The sequence below is a fragment of the Streptomyces griseus genome (assembly GCF_900460065.1).
Taxonomy (GTDB): Bacteria; Actinomycetota; Actinomycetes; order Streptomycetales; family Streptomycetaceae; genus Streptomyces; species Streptomyces griseus.
Window position 1 is genome coordinate 301,416 of the sequence record NZ_UAVD01000029.1, and the last position, 18,488, is coordinate 319,903.

Sequence of the window (18,488 nt, forward strand, 5' to 3'; positions counted from 1 at the left end):
CGGCCCCCGGGCCGGACGGGGGGCCGTCAGGTGGGCAGCGGGGCGTCGATGGCCGTGTCCACGGACGGCAGGACGGGCAGGGCGCTGTCGAGGCCGATCATCCCGATCAGGCGTCGCATGAACGGGGACGGGGCCGCGAGCCGGAGCCTGCCGCCCAGCGCGGTGTTTCCCTGGAGGAGCACGTTCACCGTCGTCGAGTCCGCGAAGCCGACGCCGGAGAGATCCACGACGACCGGGCCGGAGCCGTCGTCGGCCGCCGAGGCCAGGGCGAGGTCCAACGGTGCGACGCTGTCGATGTCCAGGTCACCCGACACGGTGAGGACCAGAGCGCCCCGCTCCTGCCGGGTGGTGATTCTGACGGCTCTGTCTTCGTTGGGCGATGAAAGCACGGAGGGCACCTCAGGCGGAATCGGAAGGGGCGGAGAGCCGTGTCGCCGGACGGGTCGGCCTGGTTCCGTCCCTGGTCGCGGCGGGATACGGGGTAACGATAGAAGTAACAGTTGCCATTTGACAACATTCTCCATTGGGTAACAATCTGATCCCCGACGGTTGCTCGGCCGGTCCGCCGAGGGCGGAGAACCGATGGATGCGGAAGCGGGAACTGGATGGAGCTAGGCGCTGTCCGCGACATCATCGCGGAGTGGGGAGGCGGCCGTATCCCTTTGTGGGGAAAGCCGCTCCGAAGCGGCGGCGTGGAAGGCCGCGAGGCCCTCGGTGAGGGCTGCCAGGGCGGCGGGATCCATCCGCTCCAGCACGGCGTTCAGCTCGCCGGCGCGCAGGGCCCGGTATTCTTCGAGAAGGGTGCGACCGCGCAGACTCAACCGCAGTTCCACCTCGCGGCGGCTGGTCGGGCTGGGCGCCCGCTGGACGAGCCCCATCGCCTCCATCCGGTCGCAGAGCCTGCTGACGGACGGGGCACGCGATCCCAGGGCCTCACCCAACGCCCGCAGGTTCGTGCCTTCCTGCTTCTCGATCACGAGCAGGGCCCGAAGCTGGGAGGGCGATACGGTTCCCGAGGCGGCGGATTCCTGGCCCCGGCCCCACAGCACCTCCAGCAGCTCCGAGGCGGCGACCGCGTCGGCGGACGCCTGATCGCGACTGCTCGGGCGAAATCCTCGGTGGCGCATTCCGCCACTGTGTCACCCGGCAGGCCTCCTTGTCAGCCCGGCCCCGGCCCCTACTACATCGCAGGACGAAGAATGCGCGAGAGACCGTGAACAGACGAACGGACATCGAGGCCGCCGTACGGGCCGCGGCGCCGCACGCCCTGCTGGCCACCGTGCGCACCGAGCTCAGCAGCGCCTATGGGGCCCTCGCGGTCGAGCTCCACCTCGCCGACTACGGTCTGCAGGTCCTCACATCCCTGGACCGGCCCGACGACGAGAACGAGCCGCTCTCCCTGCACAACAGCCCCGAGGGCCGGGCGTTCGGCAGCCAGGAGCCCCGCGAGCAGCAGGTCCGGCACGACGACGCCGTCGACCACCTCCTGCCCGTGACCGTACGGGGCGAACGGCTCGGCATCCTCACCGTCCGGCTGCCCCAAGCCCTGTCCACCCCGGAGCTGGTCGGCGAGCTGACCCATGTGGCGGATCTGCTCGGCCACGAGATCCTCGTCGCCGAACGGGACACCGACCTCTACCAGCGCGCCCGGCGCACCACCCGTCTCACCCTCGCCGCCGAGATGCAGTGGCAGTTGCTGCCCGCCCGCGCCTGCACCACCGCCGAATTCGCGATCGGCGCCCAGTTGGAGCCCGCGTACGCCATCCACGGCGACAACTTCGACTGGGCCGCCGACGCCGACGAGCTGACCCTCGCGGTGACCAACGGCATGGGCGAGGGCATACAGGCCTCCCTCCTCACCAATCTCGCCGTCAACGCCCTGCGCAACGCCCGCCGGGCCGGCATCGGCATCGCCGACCAGGCCGCCCTCGCCGACCAGGCCCTCTACGATCAGCACCGCGGCGCCCTGCACGTCTCCACCCTGCTGCTCCGCTTCGAGCTGGCGACCGGACGGGTCGGCGTCGTCGACGCGGGATCGCCGCAGCTGTGGATGCAGCGCGGCCGGGAGGTGCGCCGGATCGAACTGGAGGCGCAGCTGCCGCTCGGCATGTTCGAGGAGTCGCAGTACGCGGTCCAGGAGTTCCACGTCGAGCCCGGCGACCGGCTGCTGCTGCTCAGCGACGGCGTCTACGAGGCGGTGTCCCCGCTCGGCGAGGCGTACGGGCAACGCGCGCTGGCCCGCGCCATCCAGTCGACCCGGCTGCTTCCGGCCGCCACCGTGCCGCGCGCGATGCTCGGCGAGCTGGCCGAGTACCGGGGCACGGAGACGCTCGACGACGCGCTGGTGCTGTGCCTGGACTGGTTCGGCCGACCGGAGGACCCGGACACCCCCTAGGGTGCGTCGAAGGCGCGGCGCGAGGACTCGATGTGCCCGATGTGCTCGTGGGTCCAGTCGCACATCACATGGACCGTCCGGCGCAGGCCCTGCCCCGGCTCGGTGAGGGTGTACTCGACGCGCGGGGGCACGGTGGGGTGCACACACCGCTCGACCAGTCCGTAGCGCTCCAGCATCCGCAGGTTCTGGGTGAGCATCTTGTGGCTGATGCCCTCGACCTCGCCCCGCAGCTCGGTGAAGCGGAGCGTGCCCCCGCCCAGCGCCTCGATGATCAGGAGCGCCCACTTGTTGGCGACGTCGGAGAAGATCTCCCGCGCCAGTGAGTCCGCGCGCCGTAGATCCGCGTCCTCGGGCGAGCCGCTGAAACGCTTGGTCACCATCAGGTTCCCCCGTCACCGAAAAGTGCGTTCTTCCATGTCAGCGGCCACTCTCCTACGGTTCCCGAGTAACCACAAGTGACCTGCGTCCGGCCGGTCCGGTGGAAAGAGGGGGCACGGCCCCCAGGACGAGGAGGCGGGCAGCATGGCCATCACCCTGGTGAACCCGAGTGGACTGCCGGAGATCGGCGCCTACCGGCAGGTGTCGGTCGCGACCGGATCGAAGCTGGTCTTCGTCGCCGGGCAGGTCGCCTGGGACGCGGCGGGCGCCACCGTCGGCGAGGGCGATCTCGCCGCGCAGGTCGAGCAGGCCTACGTGAACGTCGGCACGGCCCTCGCCGCGGTCGGGGGCACCTTCGACGACGTGGCGAAGCTGACCGTGTACGTCGTGGACTGGACGCCCGAGAAGATGCCGGCGTTCCTGGAAGGCGTGGACCGGGCCGCCACGAGACTGGGCACCACGCCCGGGGCGCCCGGCACCCTGGTGGGCGTCGCGGCCCTGGACGTCCCCGAACACCTGGTGGAGGTCGAGGCCACCGCCGTGCTCGACGCCTGAGGCGCGTCGGCCGGGCTCAGATGCTGAGCTGGAACTCCGCCCGGATCCGCTTGCCCACCGGCACCCGCTCGGCCGTGAGCCGGTCGCACAGGGCCACCACGATCTCCATGCCGTGACCGCCGAGGCGGGACGGATCGGGGGCGTACAGCACGGGCATCGCGGTGCTGCTGTCGTACACCGTGACGCTGATGAGCTGAGCCGTGCCCTCCAGCTCCAAGAGGTAGGGGCCGTGGCTGTAGCGGTCGGCGTTGGTGACCAGCTCGCTCACGGCCAGCATCAGGTCGCTGCGCGTGTGGTCGCCGATCGGGGCGAGGCACTCCACCGCGAGCCGCGTCAGGAAGCGGTCGGCGAGCGCACGGGCCTGGGCGATGCAGCCCGGCTCGCCGTCGAAGACCTCGGCGCTCATCAGTACCTCGGCGGAAGGGGGCACCTCGGCGGCAGCCAGCCCCTGACCCGGGTCTTCCGGTGGGGAGGTGACCTGTTCGTTCATGTGCTCCAGCCAGGGCGCCGCAGTGAGGTCGGAGACCTTTTCCGCCATTCGTCTACCCGTGGCGAACGATCCCACTCCAGGAGATCCGGAACGATCCTACGCACGTCCGGGCAGTCGCACCACGGTCACGAAGAACTCGTCGATCTGGCGCACCGCCGCGATGAACTGATCGAGGTCCACCGGCTTGGTCACGTACGCGTTGGCGTGGAGCTTGTAGCTCCGCAGGATGTCCTCCTCCGCCGAGGACGTGGTGAGCACGACCACGGGGATGAGGGCGAGTTCGGGGTCGCTCTTGATCTGCTCCAGCACCTGCCGGCCGTCGTACTTGGGCAGGTTCAGGTCCAGCAGCACCAGGTCCGGGCGGGGGGCCTCGGCGTACTGGCCGCGCCGGTAGAGGAAGTCCAGCGCCTCCTGCCCGTCCCGCACGACGTGCAGGGTGTTGCGGATCTTGTTGTCCTCGAAGGCCTCACGGGTCATCAGCTCGTCGCCGGGGTCGTCCTCGACGAGCAGGACCTCGATGGGCTGGACAGGGGTGTTCACGAAGGATCTCCCGGCTGGCTGGTGAGCAGGGCGGGAGCGAGCAGCTCCGCCGCGGTGTGTGTGGGCGCCTCGGGCGCCACGGGCAGGGTGAAGTGGAAACGGGTGCCTTCGCCCGGTTCGGGCTCCAGCCAGATCCGGCCACCGTGGAACTCGATGATCTTCCGGCAGAGCGCGAGGCCGATGCCGGTGCCGTCGTACTCGTCACGGGCGTGCAGCCGCTGGAAGATGACGAACACCTTGTCCGCGAACTCGGGCGCGATCCCGATCCCGTTGTCCGACACCGTGAGGTGCCAGTCCTCGCCCTCCTGTACGCAGGTGACCGAGATCCGGCACGGGACGCCCTCCCGGCGGAACTTCACCGCGTTGCCGACGAGGTTCTGCCAGACCATGGTGAGCGCGGTCGCGTCCCCGAGCAGCTCGGGCAGGGACTCCGGCCGCTCGATCACCGTCCCCGACTCCTCGATCGCGACGGCCAGGTTGCCCAGGGCGCGGTCCAGGGACCGGTCCAGATCGACCGGCTTCCAGCCCTCCTGCACCCGGCCCACCCGCGAGAACGTCAGCAGGTCGTTGATGAGGACCTGCATCCGCTTGGCGCCGTCCACCGCGAAGGCGATGTACTGCTTGCCCCGGTCGTCGAGCTCCTTGCCGTACCGCTTCTCCAGGAGCTGGCAGAAGGAGGCGACCTTGCGCAGAGGTTCCTGGAGGTCGTGCGAGGCGACGTACGCGAACTGCTCCAGCTCCGAATTGGAGCGCCGCAGCTCGTCCGTCTGCTCCGCGAGCAGGGCCTCGCGGCTCTGCGCCTCGGACAGTTCGTCGGCCAGCCGCCGCCGCATGTCCTCCACCGTCCGGGCCACGGCCTGCACGTCGGACGGCCCGTTGATCTCGATCCGCGTTCCGAAGGCCCCCGACCGGACGCGGTCCGAGGCGGTGCGCAGCCGGGTCAGCGGGACGCCCACCACCCGGTGGAGCAGCAGGCTCAGCGCCGCCACGGTCAGCACGAAGACGGTGACCAGGGCGATCATCACCTGGTCGCGGGTGGTGCGCGCCGATCCGAGGTCGGCGCGGGCCCGGTCGCGGGCCTCGGCGAGATGGCCCTGCTGAGCGCCGTACGCCTGCCGCAGCTGGTCGAAGTCCGCCTTGCTGCGCTGCAACCGGGCGGAGGTGGCGGCCTCGCTCGGCCCCTGCTCGCGAACCGTCGCGATCAGGGGCTCGGCCTTGCTCCGCCGCCACTGCTCGGCGGCGGCGGCGATGGCGTCGAGGTCGTCGGCGTACCGGCCGCCGGAGCCCACCAGCCGCCGGACCTGGGCGAGACGCTCCTGCTCGGCGGCCTTCCCCGCCTCGTACGGTTCGAGGAAGGAGTCGTCGCCGGTCAGCGCGAACCCCCTGATCCCGGTCTCCTGGTCCAGCAGGGCGTTCTGGAGCTGGAAGGACGCGGACCTGGCGGGCTGGATGCGGTCCACCAACTCGGTCGTACGGTCGGAGATCCGGGCCATCACGAGCCCGCCGATCACCAGACAGGCGCAGACCACCACGATGAATCCGCCGAGTATGAGGTGGACCCAGTTCTGTACGGACAGCCGCGCGGCGAAGCCGCCCGGGGCCGGTTGTTTCGTCATGTCACCGCTCATCGGATTCGGATCCCCAGCCAAGATGCAGAACGGCCACGTCATCCGCGAGACCGCCGTAGGGGGCGGCCCCCTCCGCGGCCCCCGCGACCAGGGCGTCGACGAACGAGCGGGCCGGCAGATGCCCGTTGGCCCGGGCCATCGCGAGCAGCCCCTCCTCGCCGAGACGGCTGTCGGGTCCGTCACGCCCCTCGAAGAGCCCGTCCGTGAAGAGTACGAGACCCGCACCGGGCGCCAGCGGGATGTCGACCGTCGGCCACCGGCCGAACCCGGGCAGCAGCCCGAGGGCCATGCCGCCCTCGGGCTCGACCCAGGACACGTCCTTGCCCTCACGCAGCAGCAGGCCGGGATGACCGGCCCGCAGGACCTGCGCGTGCCGTTGCCCGGGCGGGAACACCAGCGAGGTGACGGTGGCGAACACGTGCGAGTCCGAGCGCTCCGCGACCAGGATCTCCTCCAGCAGGGCGATCTGCTCGGGCTGGGACGTACCGCACAGCACGGCGGTACGCCAGGCCACCCGCAGACACACACCGAGCGCCGCCTCGGCCGCGCCGTGCCCGGACACATCGCCGATCACCGCGTGGACCGTGCCGTCCGCCGTCTGTACGACGTCGTAGAAGTCACCGCTCAGCAGCCCGTGGACCCGCCCGGGCTCGTAGCGTGCGCGCGCCCGGAAGCGGTCGTCCCGCAGCAGGGGGACGGGCAGCAGCCCGAGCTCCAGGCGGGCGTTCTCCTGGGCGATCAGCTGATTGGCGCGCAGCGCGGCCGCGGCCCGTTCCACTTCCTTGCGCTGCAGGGCGTAGCGGACCGCGCGCGAGAGCACCTCCGGGCCGAGGCGGCCCTTCACCAGGTAGTCCTGGGCGCCCTGGGCGACCGCGCGGAGCCCGGTGCCGGACTCCTCCAGGCCGGTGAGGACGACGATGGCGGCGTCGCTGTCCGATTCCAGTATCTGGCGCACCGCGTCCAGCCCGTGGGCATCGGGCAGGTGCAGGTCCAGGAGCACGCACACCGGGGTGGTGGCCGTGCTCAGGAAGGCGCGTGCCTCGGTCAGCGTCTTGCACCAGGTGAGGGCGGAGTCCAGCTCGCTGTCGGTGAGCATCTCCTCGACGAGCAGCGCGTCGCCCGCGTCGTCCTCCACGAGCAGGATCGACGCGTCGAGGTTCCACAGCGGGGACTCGGGGCGGTGGGGTATGCCGACCTGCTGGGTGGGGATGCCGGGGATGCCCACAGGGATCGGAGATGTGCCCACGGGCGACTCGGTCAAGCCTCCACCCTTTCGCGCGACGGCACGGTGCGTCCGGCCTGATTCGTCAGAAAGCATATGCGAGCCACGGACTCCCGGTGGACCGCATGTCGTGCACACAGCACGAAGCCGCCCGCCCGGAAGGGCGGACGGCTGGAACCCGGTCCGGGAGCGGACGGGCCGTACGGGGTCACGCCTCGACGCTCATCCCCTTGCGCAACTGCTGGACGATCCTGCTGAGCAGCCGCGACACATGCATCTGGGACACACCGAGCTCGGCGCCGATCTGCGACTGCGTCATCTCCGCACCGAACCGCATCTGCACGATCCGGCGCTCCCGCTCGTCGAGCTGATCGAGCAGCGGTGCCAGGGTGTGCAGGTTCTCGACGGTCTCCATGCCCGGATCGGCCTCGCCGAGGACATCGGCGTACGCCCGCTGCTCCTGGCCCGAGTCGCTGTCGGCCGAGGGGGTGTCGAGCGAACCGGCCGAGTAGCCGTTGGCGGCCACGAGCCCCTCGATGATCTCCTCCTCGGGGAGGTCGAGGTGGGCGGCGAGCTCCTTGACGGTGGGGTCGCGGTCGAGCTCCCCGGAGAGCTGCTCCTTCGCCTTGGCGAGATCCACGCGCAGCTCCTGGAGCCGCCGCGGCACATGCACCGACCAGGTGGTGTCGCGGAAGAAGCGCTTGATCTCCCCGACGATGTAGGGCACGGCGAAGGTGGCGAACTCGACCTCGCGGGACAGGTCGAACCGGTCGATCGCCTTGATCAGGCCGATCGTGCCGACCTGGATGATGTCCTCGGTGTCGTCGCCGCCGCGGTTGCGGAACCGGGAGGCGGCGAAGCGCACCAGGGAGAGATTCATCTCGATCAGGGTGTTGCGCGCGTACTGGTGCTCGTGGGTGCCCTCCTCCAGGAGCTGGAGCCTGTCGAAGAAGATCTTCGACAGGGCCCGCGCGTCCTGCGGGGCGACCTTTCCGGCGTCCTCGATCCAGGGCAGATCTCCGGTGGTGACGTCCGCTGTCCGCGCACCGGTACGGCTCGCGGAGCCGTTCAGCGCTGTTGTTCCGGTGGCTCGCGCTGACATCGCCGTCATGGTGTCGCCCTCCCTGCTACCCAATGTGTCGGACGGTCGCCTGCCCGGTCCTCGCGAAGTCATGCGTCCCTCATTCCGCTTTTTTTCTGCTGCTTTCCGCGAGGCCGTTTCCGGTGGCCGCTCGGCCGGTGGCCGCTCGTCCGCGGCGGGCATGTCCTCCCTGTATGCGGCCCCTACGTCGCTCGAACGGAGCAGTGGCCCGCGCATGGCAAACTTGGGCGGGGTGTTTCGGCCTGCGGTGATCCACGATCCGCGGCGAGAAGACGGCAGAGGAACGGCAATGACGGTGACAGAGGACAGCCCGGAGCTCGCTCCCGGAATCGAGGAGTTCGGTCCCGGTATCGACCCGGAGCGGCTGGCCGTCTGCCTGAGCGTGCTCGACGAGCTCGACACGATCGAGGTGGACCACCCGGACGCCATCCTCGTCCGTCGCGCCACCGCCGGGATCTACCGCACCGTCAAGCAGCGCCGCCGCCAGGAGCGCCGCGCGGCCAAGACCGCCCACGACCGGGCCGTCACCGAGGCCACGGCGACCGGCTCGGCCGACCGCATCGACGACGAGACCCAGGGCGTGCTGCCCTCCTCCTCCGCCCAGGCCGAGATCGCGGGCATCCTCCAGCGGCCCCGGTCCTGTTACATCTGCAAGACGCGGTACGTCGAGGTCGACGCGTTCTACCACCAGCTCTGCCAGCCGTGCGCCAAGGAGAACCGCGCCCGCCGCGATGCCCGCACCGACCTGACCGGCCGCCGGGCGCTGCTCACCGGCGGCCGGGCGAAGATCGGCATGTACATCGCGCTGCGGCTGCTGCGGGACGGCGCTCACACCACCATCACCACCCGCTTCCCCAACGACGCGATCCGCCGCTTCAAGGCGATGGAGGACAGCGACGAGTGGATCCACCGGCTGAAGATCGTCGGTATCGACCTCCGCGACCCCGCCCAGGTCGTCGCGCTCGCCGACTCGGTCGCCGCCGAGGGACCGCTGGACATCCTGATCAACAACGCGGCCCAGACCGTGCGTCGCTCCCCGGGCGCCTACAGCGAGCTGGTCACCGCGGAGTCGGCCCCGCTGCCCGCGGGCGAACTGCCCGCCGCCGAGGTCATCGGCACCTTCGGCAGCGGCACGGTCGACCGGGTCGCCGCCCTGCCCGCCGCCCGCAAGGGGGAGGGGCTCAGCGCCCAGGAGGTCACGGACCTCGCCCTGGTCACCGGCTCCGCATCGCCGGCCCGGATCGCCGCGGGCACCGCGATCGACGCGGGCGGCCTCGTCCCCGACCTGCACGACACCAACAGCTGGGTCCAGACCGTCGAGGACGTCGAGCCGATCGAGCTCCTCGAAGTCCAGCTCTGCAACTCCACCGCGCCGTTCATCCTGATCAGCCGGCTGCGCCCGGCGATGGCGGCGACCGCGGCGAAGCGCGCGTACGTCGTCAACGTCTCGGCGATGGAGGGCGTCTTCAGCCGCGGCTACAAGGGCGCCGGCCACCCCCACACCAACATGGCCAAGGCCGCGCTCAACATGCTGACGCGCACCAGCGCACAGGAGATGTTCGAGAAGGACGGCATCCTGATGACGGCCGTGGACACCGGCTGGATCACCGACGAGCGCCCGCACCCGGACAAGATGCGGCTCGCCGAGGAGGGCTTCCACGCGCCCCTCGACCTGGTCGACGGCGCGGCCCGGGTCTATGACCCGATCGTGCGCGGTGAGGGCGGTGAGGCCCTGTACGGCTGCTTCCTCAAGGACTACGCCCCCGCCAACTGGTAATCCGAACGGCCCAACCCGGCCGTCGGGCCCGCGCGGCGGCCCGGAGCCCGGCTCAGGATGGTTCCTGGGCCGGGTTTTCGTTGTACCCGGTGGCCGAAAGTGACCTACCGCACACGTTCTATCGAGCGCGGCGGCGCTCATTTGGTTAGGCTGAGGCGAGCGGACGTCATCGAGGGGCCCACGAAGGTTCCCCGACCGTCCTGGGACATGGTCGGTAACCCGGCCGCTGTTCCGCCCCGAACCGGCGCCACCGCGACCGACATATCCCTATCCCTGCCCCGCGCGGGGTGGTCGCGCCCCGGCACAGCCGCCGGAGCGACGGCGACGCCCCGGGCGACGCGACACGAAGGAGTGCGCGGTGACGACACCTGAACTGACCGAGCGCGACATGCGCCCCGCCGATCGGATCGCGGGGCGGCCCGGCCGCCCCGAGAAGCTGCGGAACATCGAGGTCTGGGCCAGGTCCGCCCCGATCCGGCTCGCCGGATACGAGGACGACCTCGCCGAGCCGCACATCCTGCCCGGCATCGACTGACCGCTCGGCGCGTTCCGCCGACCGCTCAGCGCGTCCTGCGGCCCGTCTCCCGCTCCGGCGGCAGCGGCCGGGAGACGGGCCGCAGGAATTCCCGGACATAGGTGCGGTGCCACCAGCATCCGGTGGCCCGCAGCTCCCGGAGCCCGGTGAACCGGTAGCGGAACACCCGGGCGCGCACCTGCCGGGGCGGTCCGTCGGGGAACGGATCGTGCCCGAGCAGCCGGAGCGTGTCCCGGTCGCCGTCCAGCAGCCGCTCGGCGAAGGCGCCGAACCAGGGGCGGGCGTAAGCGGGGGAGAGCGCCGCGAACCACATCATCCAGTCGAGCCGCAGATGGTAGGGGGCGTACAGGCGCGGCAGCCGCCGTGGATCGCCCGGCTTGCCGCGGAAGCCGTACTCCCGCCACTCGGCCCCCTCGCGCTCCACCGGATCGGCGCTCCCCTCGACCACGACCTCCAGCCGCGTCCGGCTGATGGAACCGAACGCCCCGTAGGAGTTGACCAGGTGCAGGGGGTCGTAGGACCGGTTCATCGCCTGCCGCCGGGAGAGCAGATTGCGCACCGGGCGGTAGCTGAGCACGAGGACCAGGGCGGTCGCCGCGACGACCACCACCCCGTACCAGAGGGGCGGCGCGACCTGCGGGGGCGGCGGCCCGGCCAGGGGAGTCCAGTCGATCGCGGAGAGCGCCAGCGCGATGGTGAGCCAGTTCAGCCAGGCGAAGTTCCCCGACAGGACGAGCCAGAGCTGGGTGAGGACCATCAGTCCGGCCGCCGCGCTCGCCACCGGCTGCGGGGTGAACAGGGCGAAGGGCACCACCAGCTGGGTGAGGTGGTTGGCGGCGGCCTCCACCCGGTGCACGGGCCGGGGCAGATGGTGGAAGAACCAGCTCAGCGGCCCCGGCATCGGCTGCGTCTCGTGGTGGAAGTCCAGGCAGGTCAGCTTCCGCCAGCAGGCGTCCCCGCGCACCTTGATCAGCCCCGCGCCGAACTCCACCCGGAACAGCAGCCACCGCAGCAGCCACAGCACCAGCACCGGGGCGCCCGTGTCCCCGGAGCCGAGGAAGACCGCGAGGAACCCCGTCTCCAGCAGCAGCGACTCCCAGCCGAATCCGTACCAGACCTGCCCCACCTGGACGATCGACAGATAGAGCAGCCACGGCAGCGCCCAGAGCAGCATGCCGCCCCACAGCGGCAGCAGCCCGTCGAGACCGGCGATCAGAGCCACCGAGACGGCGCAGCCGCTGCAGGCGACCGCGGCGAAGAAGCGGTCCGAGTAGTGCAGCCGGAAGATCCCCGGGGCGGCGCGCCAGGGCGTGCGCCGCAGCAGCTCGGGGACGGGCAGCATGCCGCGCTCGCCGATCAGCGCCCGGAACTGGAGCGCGGCGGAGAGGAAGGCGACCAGATAGACCACGGCCAGAGCCCGCTGGAAGATCAGCCGGCTCAGCCAGTAGCCGTCCGCGGTGAACCATTCCATCCCTGTCAGTATCGGCCGGGGTGCGCCCCGGGGCCCTGCCGGTCACGGCCGGGCGGGGTCAGCTCGCGGCGACGATCCGGCGCAGCGTACGGCCGAGCCTACGGGCGTACCAGTGCTGGACGACGGGCACCAGCGGTCCGGCCAGGCGCGTGTACCAGGACGCGGGGCGCGAGAACGCCAGCACCGTGAACCACACGGTGCCGTCGTCCGCGAGATCCACCGTGAAGCACTCCTCGCCGCGCTCCGGATGGCCGGCGAGGGTGCCGTAACCGAAGCCGGTGCGTCCGTCCTCCCCGTACTCCGCCCAGATGACCTGGCAGGGGGCCGTGAAGCGCAGCGGCCCGAGGCCGAGCGAGACCCGGACGCCGCCGCCCGGCTCCGCGCGTGGTGCCGGGGACTCCACCCGCGCGCCCGAGGCACGGTGCATCCGCCATTCGGTCACCGCCGCTCCGGCGGTGGCGAAGTCCGCCTCGCCCCGGCCGATCCGGGTGCGGTGGTGGAGGTGGTGGTAGCCCCGGGGGAGCGGGCCGAGGCGGGTCGCGCCGACCTCCGGGTAGGTGAGGGTGCTCATGCGGTCCTGCCTCCGGTGCGGTCGGTTCCTGCGGTGCGGTCGGGTTCCTCGGTGCGGATGCGGCGCCAGGCCAGCAGCGAGCAGAGCGCGAAGCCCAGCGCGTTGCCCAGACCGTGGGTGGCGGCCATCCAGGTCAGGGAGGGGTGGGGCAGTCCGGTCGCCTCGCCCAGCGCCCAGCTCAGTGCGAGCAGCATCGTCGCCACCAGGACGGCGGCGGACGCGAGCAGCAGGAGCCGGGTCGTCCGGTCGCGGCCTTCGGCGAGCCCCGTGCGCCAGGTCAGCAGGCCGACCGTCCACATGCCGGCCGTGAGGACGAGCGCCCCGGCCAGCTCCGCCCAGTCGCCGACGAAGTAGCCGACGAGGACGAGCAGGGTGCCGAGCGGCACGCTCAGCGCGGCGAAACGGCCCGCCGGGCCGTCGGAGACCCGGCAGACGAGCCCGGCGACCAGGGCGGCGGCGAACCCGGCGAAGTGGAAGTGTGGCACGGTCAGCGCCAGGATGCCGAGGTCGAAGCCGAACAGCTCGTGCCCCGAGCGTTCGGCGACCAGGGCGACCCCGGCGACGGCGGGGGTGACCAGCGCGGTGAGCAGCGCGATCCCAGCCGGGTCGAGGTGACCGCCGCGGACCGCCCGGCGCGGTGCGTGGAGGGCGAGTACGACGGTCCCCAGCGCGTAACAGCAGGCGAGCGCCGTGGCGGTGGCTCCGCGCGGCAGCCACAGGGCGACGGAGCCCGGGACGGCGAAGAGGGGCCAGAGCCGGCGGAGGAGGTCCAGTTCCGGTCGCTCGGCCAGCCGCAGCCCTGTCGGCACGATGACGAGCATGCCCAGCATCACGACGGCGTTGACCAGTGCGGACATGACTTCCCCCCTTGCTTTGAACGTGTTCAAGTCCCGAGAGCGAGAGTAGAGGGTTTATTGAACGCGTTCAAGACGGGGTCGCTGGCTCGCTGTCCGCTTGCGGGAGCGTGTTCGGTACGGCACAGATGGTGACACCCATCCGTTCCCCAGGGACAGGCAGGAGAGCTCTGTGCGCTCACCCAGACATGTCCGGCGTACCGCGCTCGCCGCGCTGTCCGCCGGAGTGCTGTTGGCCGTCGCCGGCTGCGGAGGCGGCGGGGACCGTACGGCGAAGGGCACCACGGGCACCGCGGAGGCCAAGGACGTCCTCCTCCAGCCGCTCGCCTCCCCCGGCCCCGGTCCGTTCACCGCTTCCACGGCGCTGACGGCGGCCTCCCCGTCCCCCACCGGTGGCCCGGACGCCGATCCCACCTCCGCCACCCGGACGGTCCATCGGGTCTCCGGCGCCGTGCCGGGGCTCTACGGCGGCACCCGCTCGGTCGCCGCCTGCGACGTCGAACAGCAGGCCTCCCTCCTGGCCGGCGACGAGGACAAGGCCCGCGCCTTCGCCGGCGCGTCCGGCATCGAGGCCGTACAGATCCCCGGCTACCTGAAGTCCCTCACCCCGGTCGTCCTGCGCGCCGACGCCCAGGTCACCAGCCACGGCTACAGCGCCGGCTCGGCCACCGCCTTCCAGGCCGTGCTCCAGGCGGGCACCGCCGTCCTGGTCGACAGCCGCGGGATGCCCCGTGTCCGCTGCGCCTGCGGCAACCCGCTGGCCCCGCCGGTGGTCGCCGACGGGGAGGTCGCCCACCGGGGCGAGCGCTGGCCCGGCTACGACCCCGCGCGCGTCCTGGCCGTCGAGCCCGGCGTCAAGGCGGCCACCAGCCTCATCATCGTGAACACCGACGACAACACCTGGATCGAGCGGGCCATGGGCGACAGCGGCGGACGCGACCGCACCCCGGACGACCCGCCGCCCTTCGAGCCCGACGCCGACCTGCTGTTCCCCTCGCCGGGACGCCCCACCGAATCCGCGCCCCCGGACACCGCCCCGACCGGGCCGGCCCCCTCCGAGCCGCAGGAGCCCACGGACCCCGGAGCGCCGGAGCCGTCCGACGACTTCGGCGACACGCCGCCCGAGGAGCCGTGGGAGTACGAGGAGGGGGACCCGGACGTCGCGCCGGAGCCGACCCAGGTCTTCCCCGCCGAGCCGGACGGCCCGCCCGAGCCGGAAGCGCCCGCCGCGCCGGACGAGCCCATGGAGGCGGGCCTCGACGACGTGTTCGCCGGCTGACCGGGCCGGGGCCGGACGACGGGGGCCGGGTGCCCTCCCGGCGGAGCCCGCACGGCATCGGCCCCGTACGGGGCCGTCCACGCATCGGACAAGAAGAATCGGATAAATGGTGGCAGAGTGGCCCACATGGATGATCGGGTAGCGGGTGCCCTGTCGCTCCCCGACGACTGGCCCGCCCACCCGGACCTCAGCCTCGCCCTGAACCGTATGGGCAGCTTCGACTGGGATCTCGACACCGGCCTCATGCACATGGACCGGACCGCCCTCGACGTGTTCGACCTGACCGAGGACGAATACGACGACCGGCCGGACTCGCTGGCGCCGCGCGTGCCGACGGACGAGGCCCAGCGGCTGGACGCGTTGGTCTCCCACGCCCTCAAGAGCGGGCGCACCGAGTACGGCGCCTACTTCCGCATCCAGCGGCGGGACGGCACGCTGCGCTGGACCCACACCCAGGGCTTCGTCCGCCGGGACGGCGCCGGCCGCCCCCACCGCATCATCGGGATCGTCCGCGACGCCACCCAGGAGCTCGCCGACTCCACCGCCCGGCGCGAGCTGGACGAGGACCGCCGCCGCCGCACCAGCCTGGTCGAGGGCACCACGGCGGCGCTGGCCCACGCCCGTACGGTCAAGGACGTCATCGCCGTCCTCAAGAACTCCCAGGGGCTCGCCCACCTCGGCGCCACCAGCCTCGTCATGGGCCTCCTGGAGTCCGGCCGCATCCACCTCGTGGCCGACGGCCCCAAGGGCTCCTACGTCCCCGGCACCCGTTACACCCGGGTGGACGAGCAGTACCCGATGAGCGAGGTGGTGCGCACCCTGACCCCCCGGTTCATCGAGTCCGCCGACGACTTCGCCACCTCCTACCCGATCCTGTGGCGCGACATCAGCCACCTCGAGATCACCTCCGCCGCCTACATGCCGCTGATCGCGCAGGCCCGCCCGATCGGCGCGCTCGGCCTCCTCTACCGGGACAAGGGAGGCTTCACCGAGGACGAACGCAATCTGCTGATGGCACTCGGCACCTCGATCGCCCAGAGCCTCCAGCGCGCGATGCTCTACGAACAGGAGCACGATCTCGCCGAGGGCCTCCAGCAGGCGATGCTGCCCCGTCGGATCCCGGCCGTGCCCGGGGCGCAGGTCGCCGTCCGCTACCGCTCGGCCCGTCTGGGCCGGGACATCGGCGGTGACTGGTACGACCTGATCCCGCTGCCCGGCGGCCGGGTCGGCGCCGTCATCGGCGACGTCCAGGGGCACGACACCCACGCCGCCGCCGTCATGGGGCAGCTCAGGATCGTCCTGCGCGCGTACGCCGCCGAGGGGCACAGCCCCGCCACGGTCATGGCGCGGGCCTCCGTCTTCCTCCACGAACTGGACACCGACCGCTTCGCCACCTGCACCTACGCCGAGGTCGACCTCACCACCGGCGTCGTGCAGCTGGTCCGCGCCGGACACGTGGACCCGCTGGTGCGGGACGTGGACGGGAGCTGCCGCAGGATGCCGTCCGAGGGCGGGCTGCCGCTCGGCCTCTCGGCCGAGTTCGGCCGGCTGGAGTACCCGGTCGGCACGGTCGAACTGGACCCCGGCCAGACGATGGTCCTGTTCACCGACGGTCTCGTCGAACTGCCGGGCTCCGACCTCGACGAAGGCATGCAGCACCTCACCGCCCTCGTCACCAACGGCCCCCGGGACCTCCAGGAACTGGCCGACCGGCTCTGCGACACCGTCGACGAACGCGGCGGCCAGGACGACGTCGCCGTCCTGCTGCTGCGCCGCCGGGCCGCGCAAGCCCCCCAGCCGGGCGGCCGCCTCCAGCAGCACGTCGCCCAGAACGACCCCGAGGCGCTGAGGTCGTCCCGGCACATGATCCGGGCGGCCGTCCGGGCCTGGGGGGCGAAGGACCGCGCCGACGAGATCGAACTCGCGGCCGACGAGCTGATCACCAACGCGCTCATGCACACCGACGGCGGCGCCGTCGTGACGATCCGGGTGCTCGCCGGGCCCGAGAGGCGGCTGCGCGTCGACGTCGAGGACCGCTCCAGCGCACTGCCCCGGCGCCGCGACGCGGGGGAGTCGGGAGTGTCGGGACGCGGCCTGATGCTGGTCGACCGGCTGGCCGACGTCTGGGGCGTGGAATCCCGCGGCAGCGGCAAATGCGTGTGGTGCGAGTTCCTCATTCCGGCCCGCTGAGCCGCCCACCGAGGCGTGACGTTGCGTAACATGTCTGTGCTTGACCGTAACCGATCGCGAACGATTGACTGCGAGGGTCGGCCGCACCCGGCCCTGACGCCTTCGACGACATGAGGCCCCCGTTGGGTACCGAGCTCCTCGCCCCGCTCGATCTCGCTTTCTGGCACCTCGAATCGGACGCGCATCCGATGCACCTCGGCGCGCTCGCCGTCTTCGCGCCGGCGCCCGGCGCCGCTCCGGAGCGGATCCTCCACGTGCTGGCCACCCGCGCCGCCGCCGTCCCCCGGCTGCGGATGCGCGTACGGGACGTCCTGCTGCCGGTCGGCGGCAAGGCCTGGACGGCGGACAAGGACTTCGACGTGCGGCGGCACATCAGCCACGTCGTCGTGGACGACGGCGACTTCATGGCGCAGGCCGGCCGACTGGCCGGCGAACTGATGGAGCGACCGCTCGGGCGCGGGCTGCCGCCCTGGCGGATGTATCTCATCGGCGGCCCGGCCGGCGGCCCCTTCGCCGTCCTGGTCAAACTGCACCACGCCCTGGCCGACGGGATGCGGGCGGTCGCCATCGGGGCCGGGATCTTCGACGAGATCGCCGCCGTCGCCGGCGCCCGCACCACGGCCCGGGGCCGCCCCGCCGTCCCGCCCCGCTCCTGGCCGCCCGACCCCCGGGCGATGGCGGGCCTGGCCCTCGGCCGGATCGGCGAGGTCGGCAGGGCCCTCGGCGTGGGCGCCTCCGTCGTCCGGGCCGGCCGCCTCGGCCCGCGCTCCACGACGGCCTTCACCGCACCCTCCAGCGGCACCCGCAGGCTGGCCACCGCCGACCTCGACGCCGGGCGTCTGAAGCGCATCCGGCGCGCCGAGGGCGGCACCGCCAACGACATCCTCCTCGCCGTCGTCGCCGGTGCGCTGCGCCGTTGGATGGCGGAGCGGGCCGAACCGCTGCCCGCCGCCGATCCGCGCGCCCTGGTCCCCGTCTCCCGCCGCCGGCCCGGCGTGGCCACCGCCTCCGGGAACCGGCTCTCCGCCTATCTGCTCGACCTGCCGGTCACCGAGCCCGACCCGCTCGCCCGGCTGCGGGCGGTCCGGGAGGCGATGGACCGCAACAAGGCGGCCGGCCCCCTGAGAGGCGCCGGAGCCGTCGCCGTACTGGCCGACCAACTGCCCCCGCTGGCCCACCGGTTCGGCGCACCACTGGCGGCCAACGCGGCCCGCGTGCTGTTCGACCTGCTGGTCACCAGCGTGCCCCTGCCCCGCTCCGCGCTCTCGCTGGACGGCTGCCCGCTGACCGCCCTCTACCCCATGGCGCCCCTGGCCCGTGGCCAGTCCCTGGCCGTCGCCCTCTCCACCTACGGAGGCCGGGTGCACGTGGGACTGGTGGCCGACGGCAAGGCGCTGCCCGACCTCGACCGGCTCGCCGCCGCCGTGGAGGAGGAGTTCACGCAGCTGGGCGCCGCCCTCACCGGCACGGACCGCGTACCGGTGCCCTGACAGGCAGCCGC

The 18,488-nt window shown here is 72.2% G+C and carries 18 protein-coding genes; 7 read left to right on the forward strand and 11 right to left on the reverse strand.

Annotation, left to right across the window (positions count from 1 at the left end; genetic code table 11):
• Window positions 1–26: 26 nt before the first annotated feature.
• Window positions 27–389: an STAS domain-containing protein gene (locus DTB53_RS21210; protein ID WP_075025118.1), complete on the reverse strand. Its 363-nt coding sequence runs from the start codon at window positions 387–389 to the stop codon at window positions 27–29.
• 222 nt (window positions 390–611) lie between these two features.
• A complete protein-coding gene (locus tag DTB53_RS21215; RefSeq protein ID WP_012378028.1) occupies window positions 612–1,127 on the reverse strand; it encodes a MarR family winged helix-turn-helix transcriptional regulator in 516 nt (171 codons plus the stop codon).
• 86 nt (window positions 1,128–1,213) lie between these two features.
• Here DTB53_RS21215 and DTB53_RS21220 point away from each other — a divergent pair, with 86 nt between their 5' ends.
• Window positions 1,214–2,395 (forward strand): PP2C family protein-serine/threonine phosphatase, encoded by a 1,182-nt coding sequence (locus DTB53_RS21220; RefSeq protein WP_012378027.1) that lies wholly within the window; start codon window positions 1,214–1,216, stop codon window positions 2,393–2,395.
• On the opposite strand, the gene DTB53_RS21225 is transcribed toward DTB53_RS21220, so the two are convergent.
• Window positions 2,392–2,775: a winged helix-turn-helix transcriptional regulator gene (locus DTB53_RS21225; protein WP_003964622.1), complete on the reverse strand. Its 384-nt coding sequence runs from the start codon at window positions 2,773–2,775 to the stop codon at window positions 2,392–2,394. The two genes, DTB53_RS21220 and DTB53_RS21225, sit on opposite strands and share 4 nt — an antisense overlap.
• A 142-nt stretch (window positions 2,776–2,917) precedes the next feature.
• Between DTB53_RS21225 and DTB53_RS21230 the strand changes: the two genes are divergently transcribed.
• Entirely contained in the window at window positions 2,918–3,328 is a 411-nt protein-coding gene (locus DTB53_RS21230) for a RidA family protein (RefSeq protein ID WP_012378026.1), read from the forward strand.
• A gap of 16 nt (window positions 3,329–3,344) precedes the next feature.
• Here the strand turns inward: DTB53_RS21230 and DTB53_RS21235 are convergent, their stop codons facing one another.
• The 5 genes from DTB53_RS21235 to DTB53_RS21255 all read right to left on the reverse strand — a co-directional run bounded on the left by DTB53_RS21235 (window position 3,345) and on the right by DTB53_RS21255 (window position 8,319).
• Window positions 3,345–3,818 (reverse strand): ATP-binding protein, encoded by a 474-nt coding sequence (locus DTB53_RS21235; RefSeq protein ID WP_042498123.1) that lies wholly within the window; start codon window positions 3,816–3,818, stop codon window positions 3,345–3,347.
• 96 nt (window positions 3,819–3,914) lie between these two features.
• The gene (locus tag DTB53_RS21240; protein WP_012378025.1) at window positions 3,915–4,358 is read right to left on the reverse strand and encodes a response regulator; all 444 of its coding nucleotides are present in this window, start codon (window positions 4,356–4,358) and stop codon (window positions 3,915–3,917) included.
• Window positions 4,355–5,974 (reverse strand): sensor histidine kinase, encoded by a 1,620-nt coding sequence (locus DTB53_RS21245; protein ID WP_012378024.1) that lies wholly within the window; start codon window positions 5,972–5,974, stop codon window positions 4,355–4,357. The genes DTB53_RS21240 and DTB53_RS21245 overlap by 4 nt, the downstream gene beginning before the upstream one ends.
• A 1-nt stretch (window position 5,975) precedes the next feature.
• On the reverse strand, window positions 5,976–7,211 hold the full coding sequence (locus DTB53_RS21250; protein WP_030700359.1) for a PP2C family protein-serine/threonine phosphatase: 1,236 nt from the start codon (window positions 7,209–7,211) through the stop codon (window positions 5,976–5,978).
• A 205-nt stretch (window positions 7,212–7,416) separates the two neighbouring features.
• A complete protein-coding gene (locus tag DTB53_RS21255) occupies window positions 7,417–8,319 on the reverse strand; it encodes an RNA polymerase sigma factor SigF (RefSeq protein ID WP_012378022.1) in 903 nt (300 codons plus the stop codon).
• A 280-nt stretch (window positions 8,320–8,599) separates the two neighbouring features.
• Between DTB53_RS21255 and DTB53_RS21260 the strand changes: the two genes are divergently transcribed.
• Both DTB53_RS21260 and DTB53_RS36900 read left to right on the forward strand, forming a co-directional pair.
• Window positions 8,600–10,087 (forward strand): SDR family NAD(P)-dependent oxidoreductase, encoded by a 1,488-nt coding sequence (locus DTB53_RS21260; protein WP_012378021.1) that lies wholly within the window; start codon window positions 8,600–8,602, stop codon window positions 10,085–10,087.
• Window positions 10,088–10,445: 358 nt separating this feature from the next.
• The gene (locus tag DTB53_RS36900; protein ID WP_003964613.1) at window positions 10,446–10,622 is read left to right on the forward strand and encodes a hypothetical protein; all 177 of its coding nucleotides are present in this window, start codon (window positions 10,446–10,448) and stop codon (window positions 10,620–10,622) included.
• Between the two features lie 25 nt (window positions 10,623–10,647).
• On the opposite strand, the gene DTB53_RS21265 is transcribed toward DTB53_RS36900, so the two are convergent.
• Genes DTB53_RS21265 through DTB53_RS21275 form a run of 3 tightly spaced genes read right to left on the reverse strand, consistent with a single transcriptional unit; the run spans window position 10,648 to window position 13,521 of the window.
• Window positions 10,648–12,093 carry a lipase maturation factor family protein gene (locus DTB53_RS21265; protein WP_012378020.1) on the reverse strand — a complete coding sequence of 482 codons (1,446 nt, stop codon included), beginning with the start codon at window positions 12,091–12,093 and terminating at the stop codon, window positions 10,648–10,650.
• Window positions 12,094–12,151: 58 nt separating this feature from the next.
• Window positions 12,152–12,664, reverse strand: coding sequence for a DUF1990 domain-containing protein (locus DTB53_RS21270; protein WP_012378019.1), 513 nt, complete (start codon window positions 12,662–12,664; stop codon window positions 12,152–12,154).
• A complete protein-coding gene (locus DTB53_RS21275) occupies window positions 12,661–13,521 on the reverse strand; it encodes a YndJ family protein (RefSeq protein ID WP_012378018.1) in 861 nt (286 codons plus the stop codon). The genes DTB53_RS21270 and DTB53_RS21275 overlap by 4 nt, the downstream gene beginning before the upstream one ends.
• Window positions 13,522–13,690: 169 nt before the next feature.
• On the opposite strand from DTB53_RS21275, the gene DTB53_RS21280 reads away from it, so the two are divergent.
• The 3 genes from DTB53_RS21280 (at window position 13,691) to DTB53_RS21290 (ending at window position 18,477) form a co-directional block, all read left to right on the forward strand.
• Window positions 13,691–14,797 carry a DUF6777 domain-containing protein gene (locus tag DTB53_RS21280; protein ID WP_012378017.1) on the forward strand — a complete coding sequence of 369 codons (1,107 nt, stop codon included), beginning with the start codon at window positions 13,691–13,693 and terminating at the stop codon, window positions 14,795–14,797.
• Window positions 14,798–14,923: 126 nt separating this feature from the next.
• Window positions 14,924–16,987 carry a SpoIIE family protein phosphatase gene (locus tag DTB53_RS21285; RefSeq protein ID WP_012378016.1) on the forward strand — a complete coding sequence of 688 codons (2,064 nt, stop codon included), beginning with the start codon at window positions 14,924–14,926 and terminating at the stop codon, window positions 16,985–16,987.
• 122 nt (window positions 16,988–17,109) lie between these two features.
• A complete protein-coding gene (locus DTB53_RS21290) occupies window positions 17,110–18,477 on the forward strand; it encodes a wax ester/triacylglycerol synthase family O-acyltransferase (protein WP_042495544.1) in 1,368 nt (455 codons plus the stop codon).
• The last annotated feature ends 11 nt before the right edge of the window (window positions 18,478–18,488 follow it).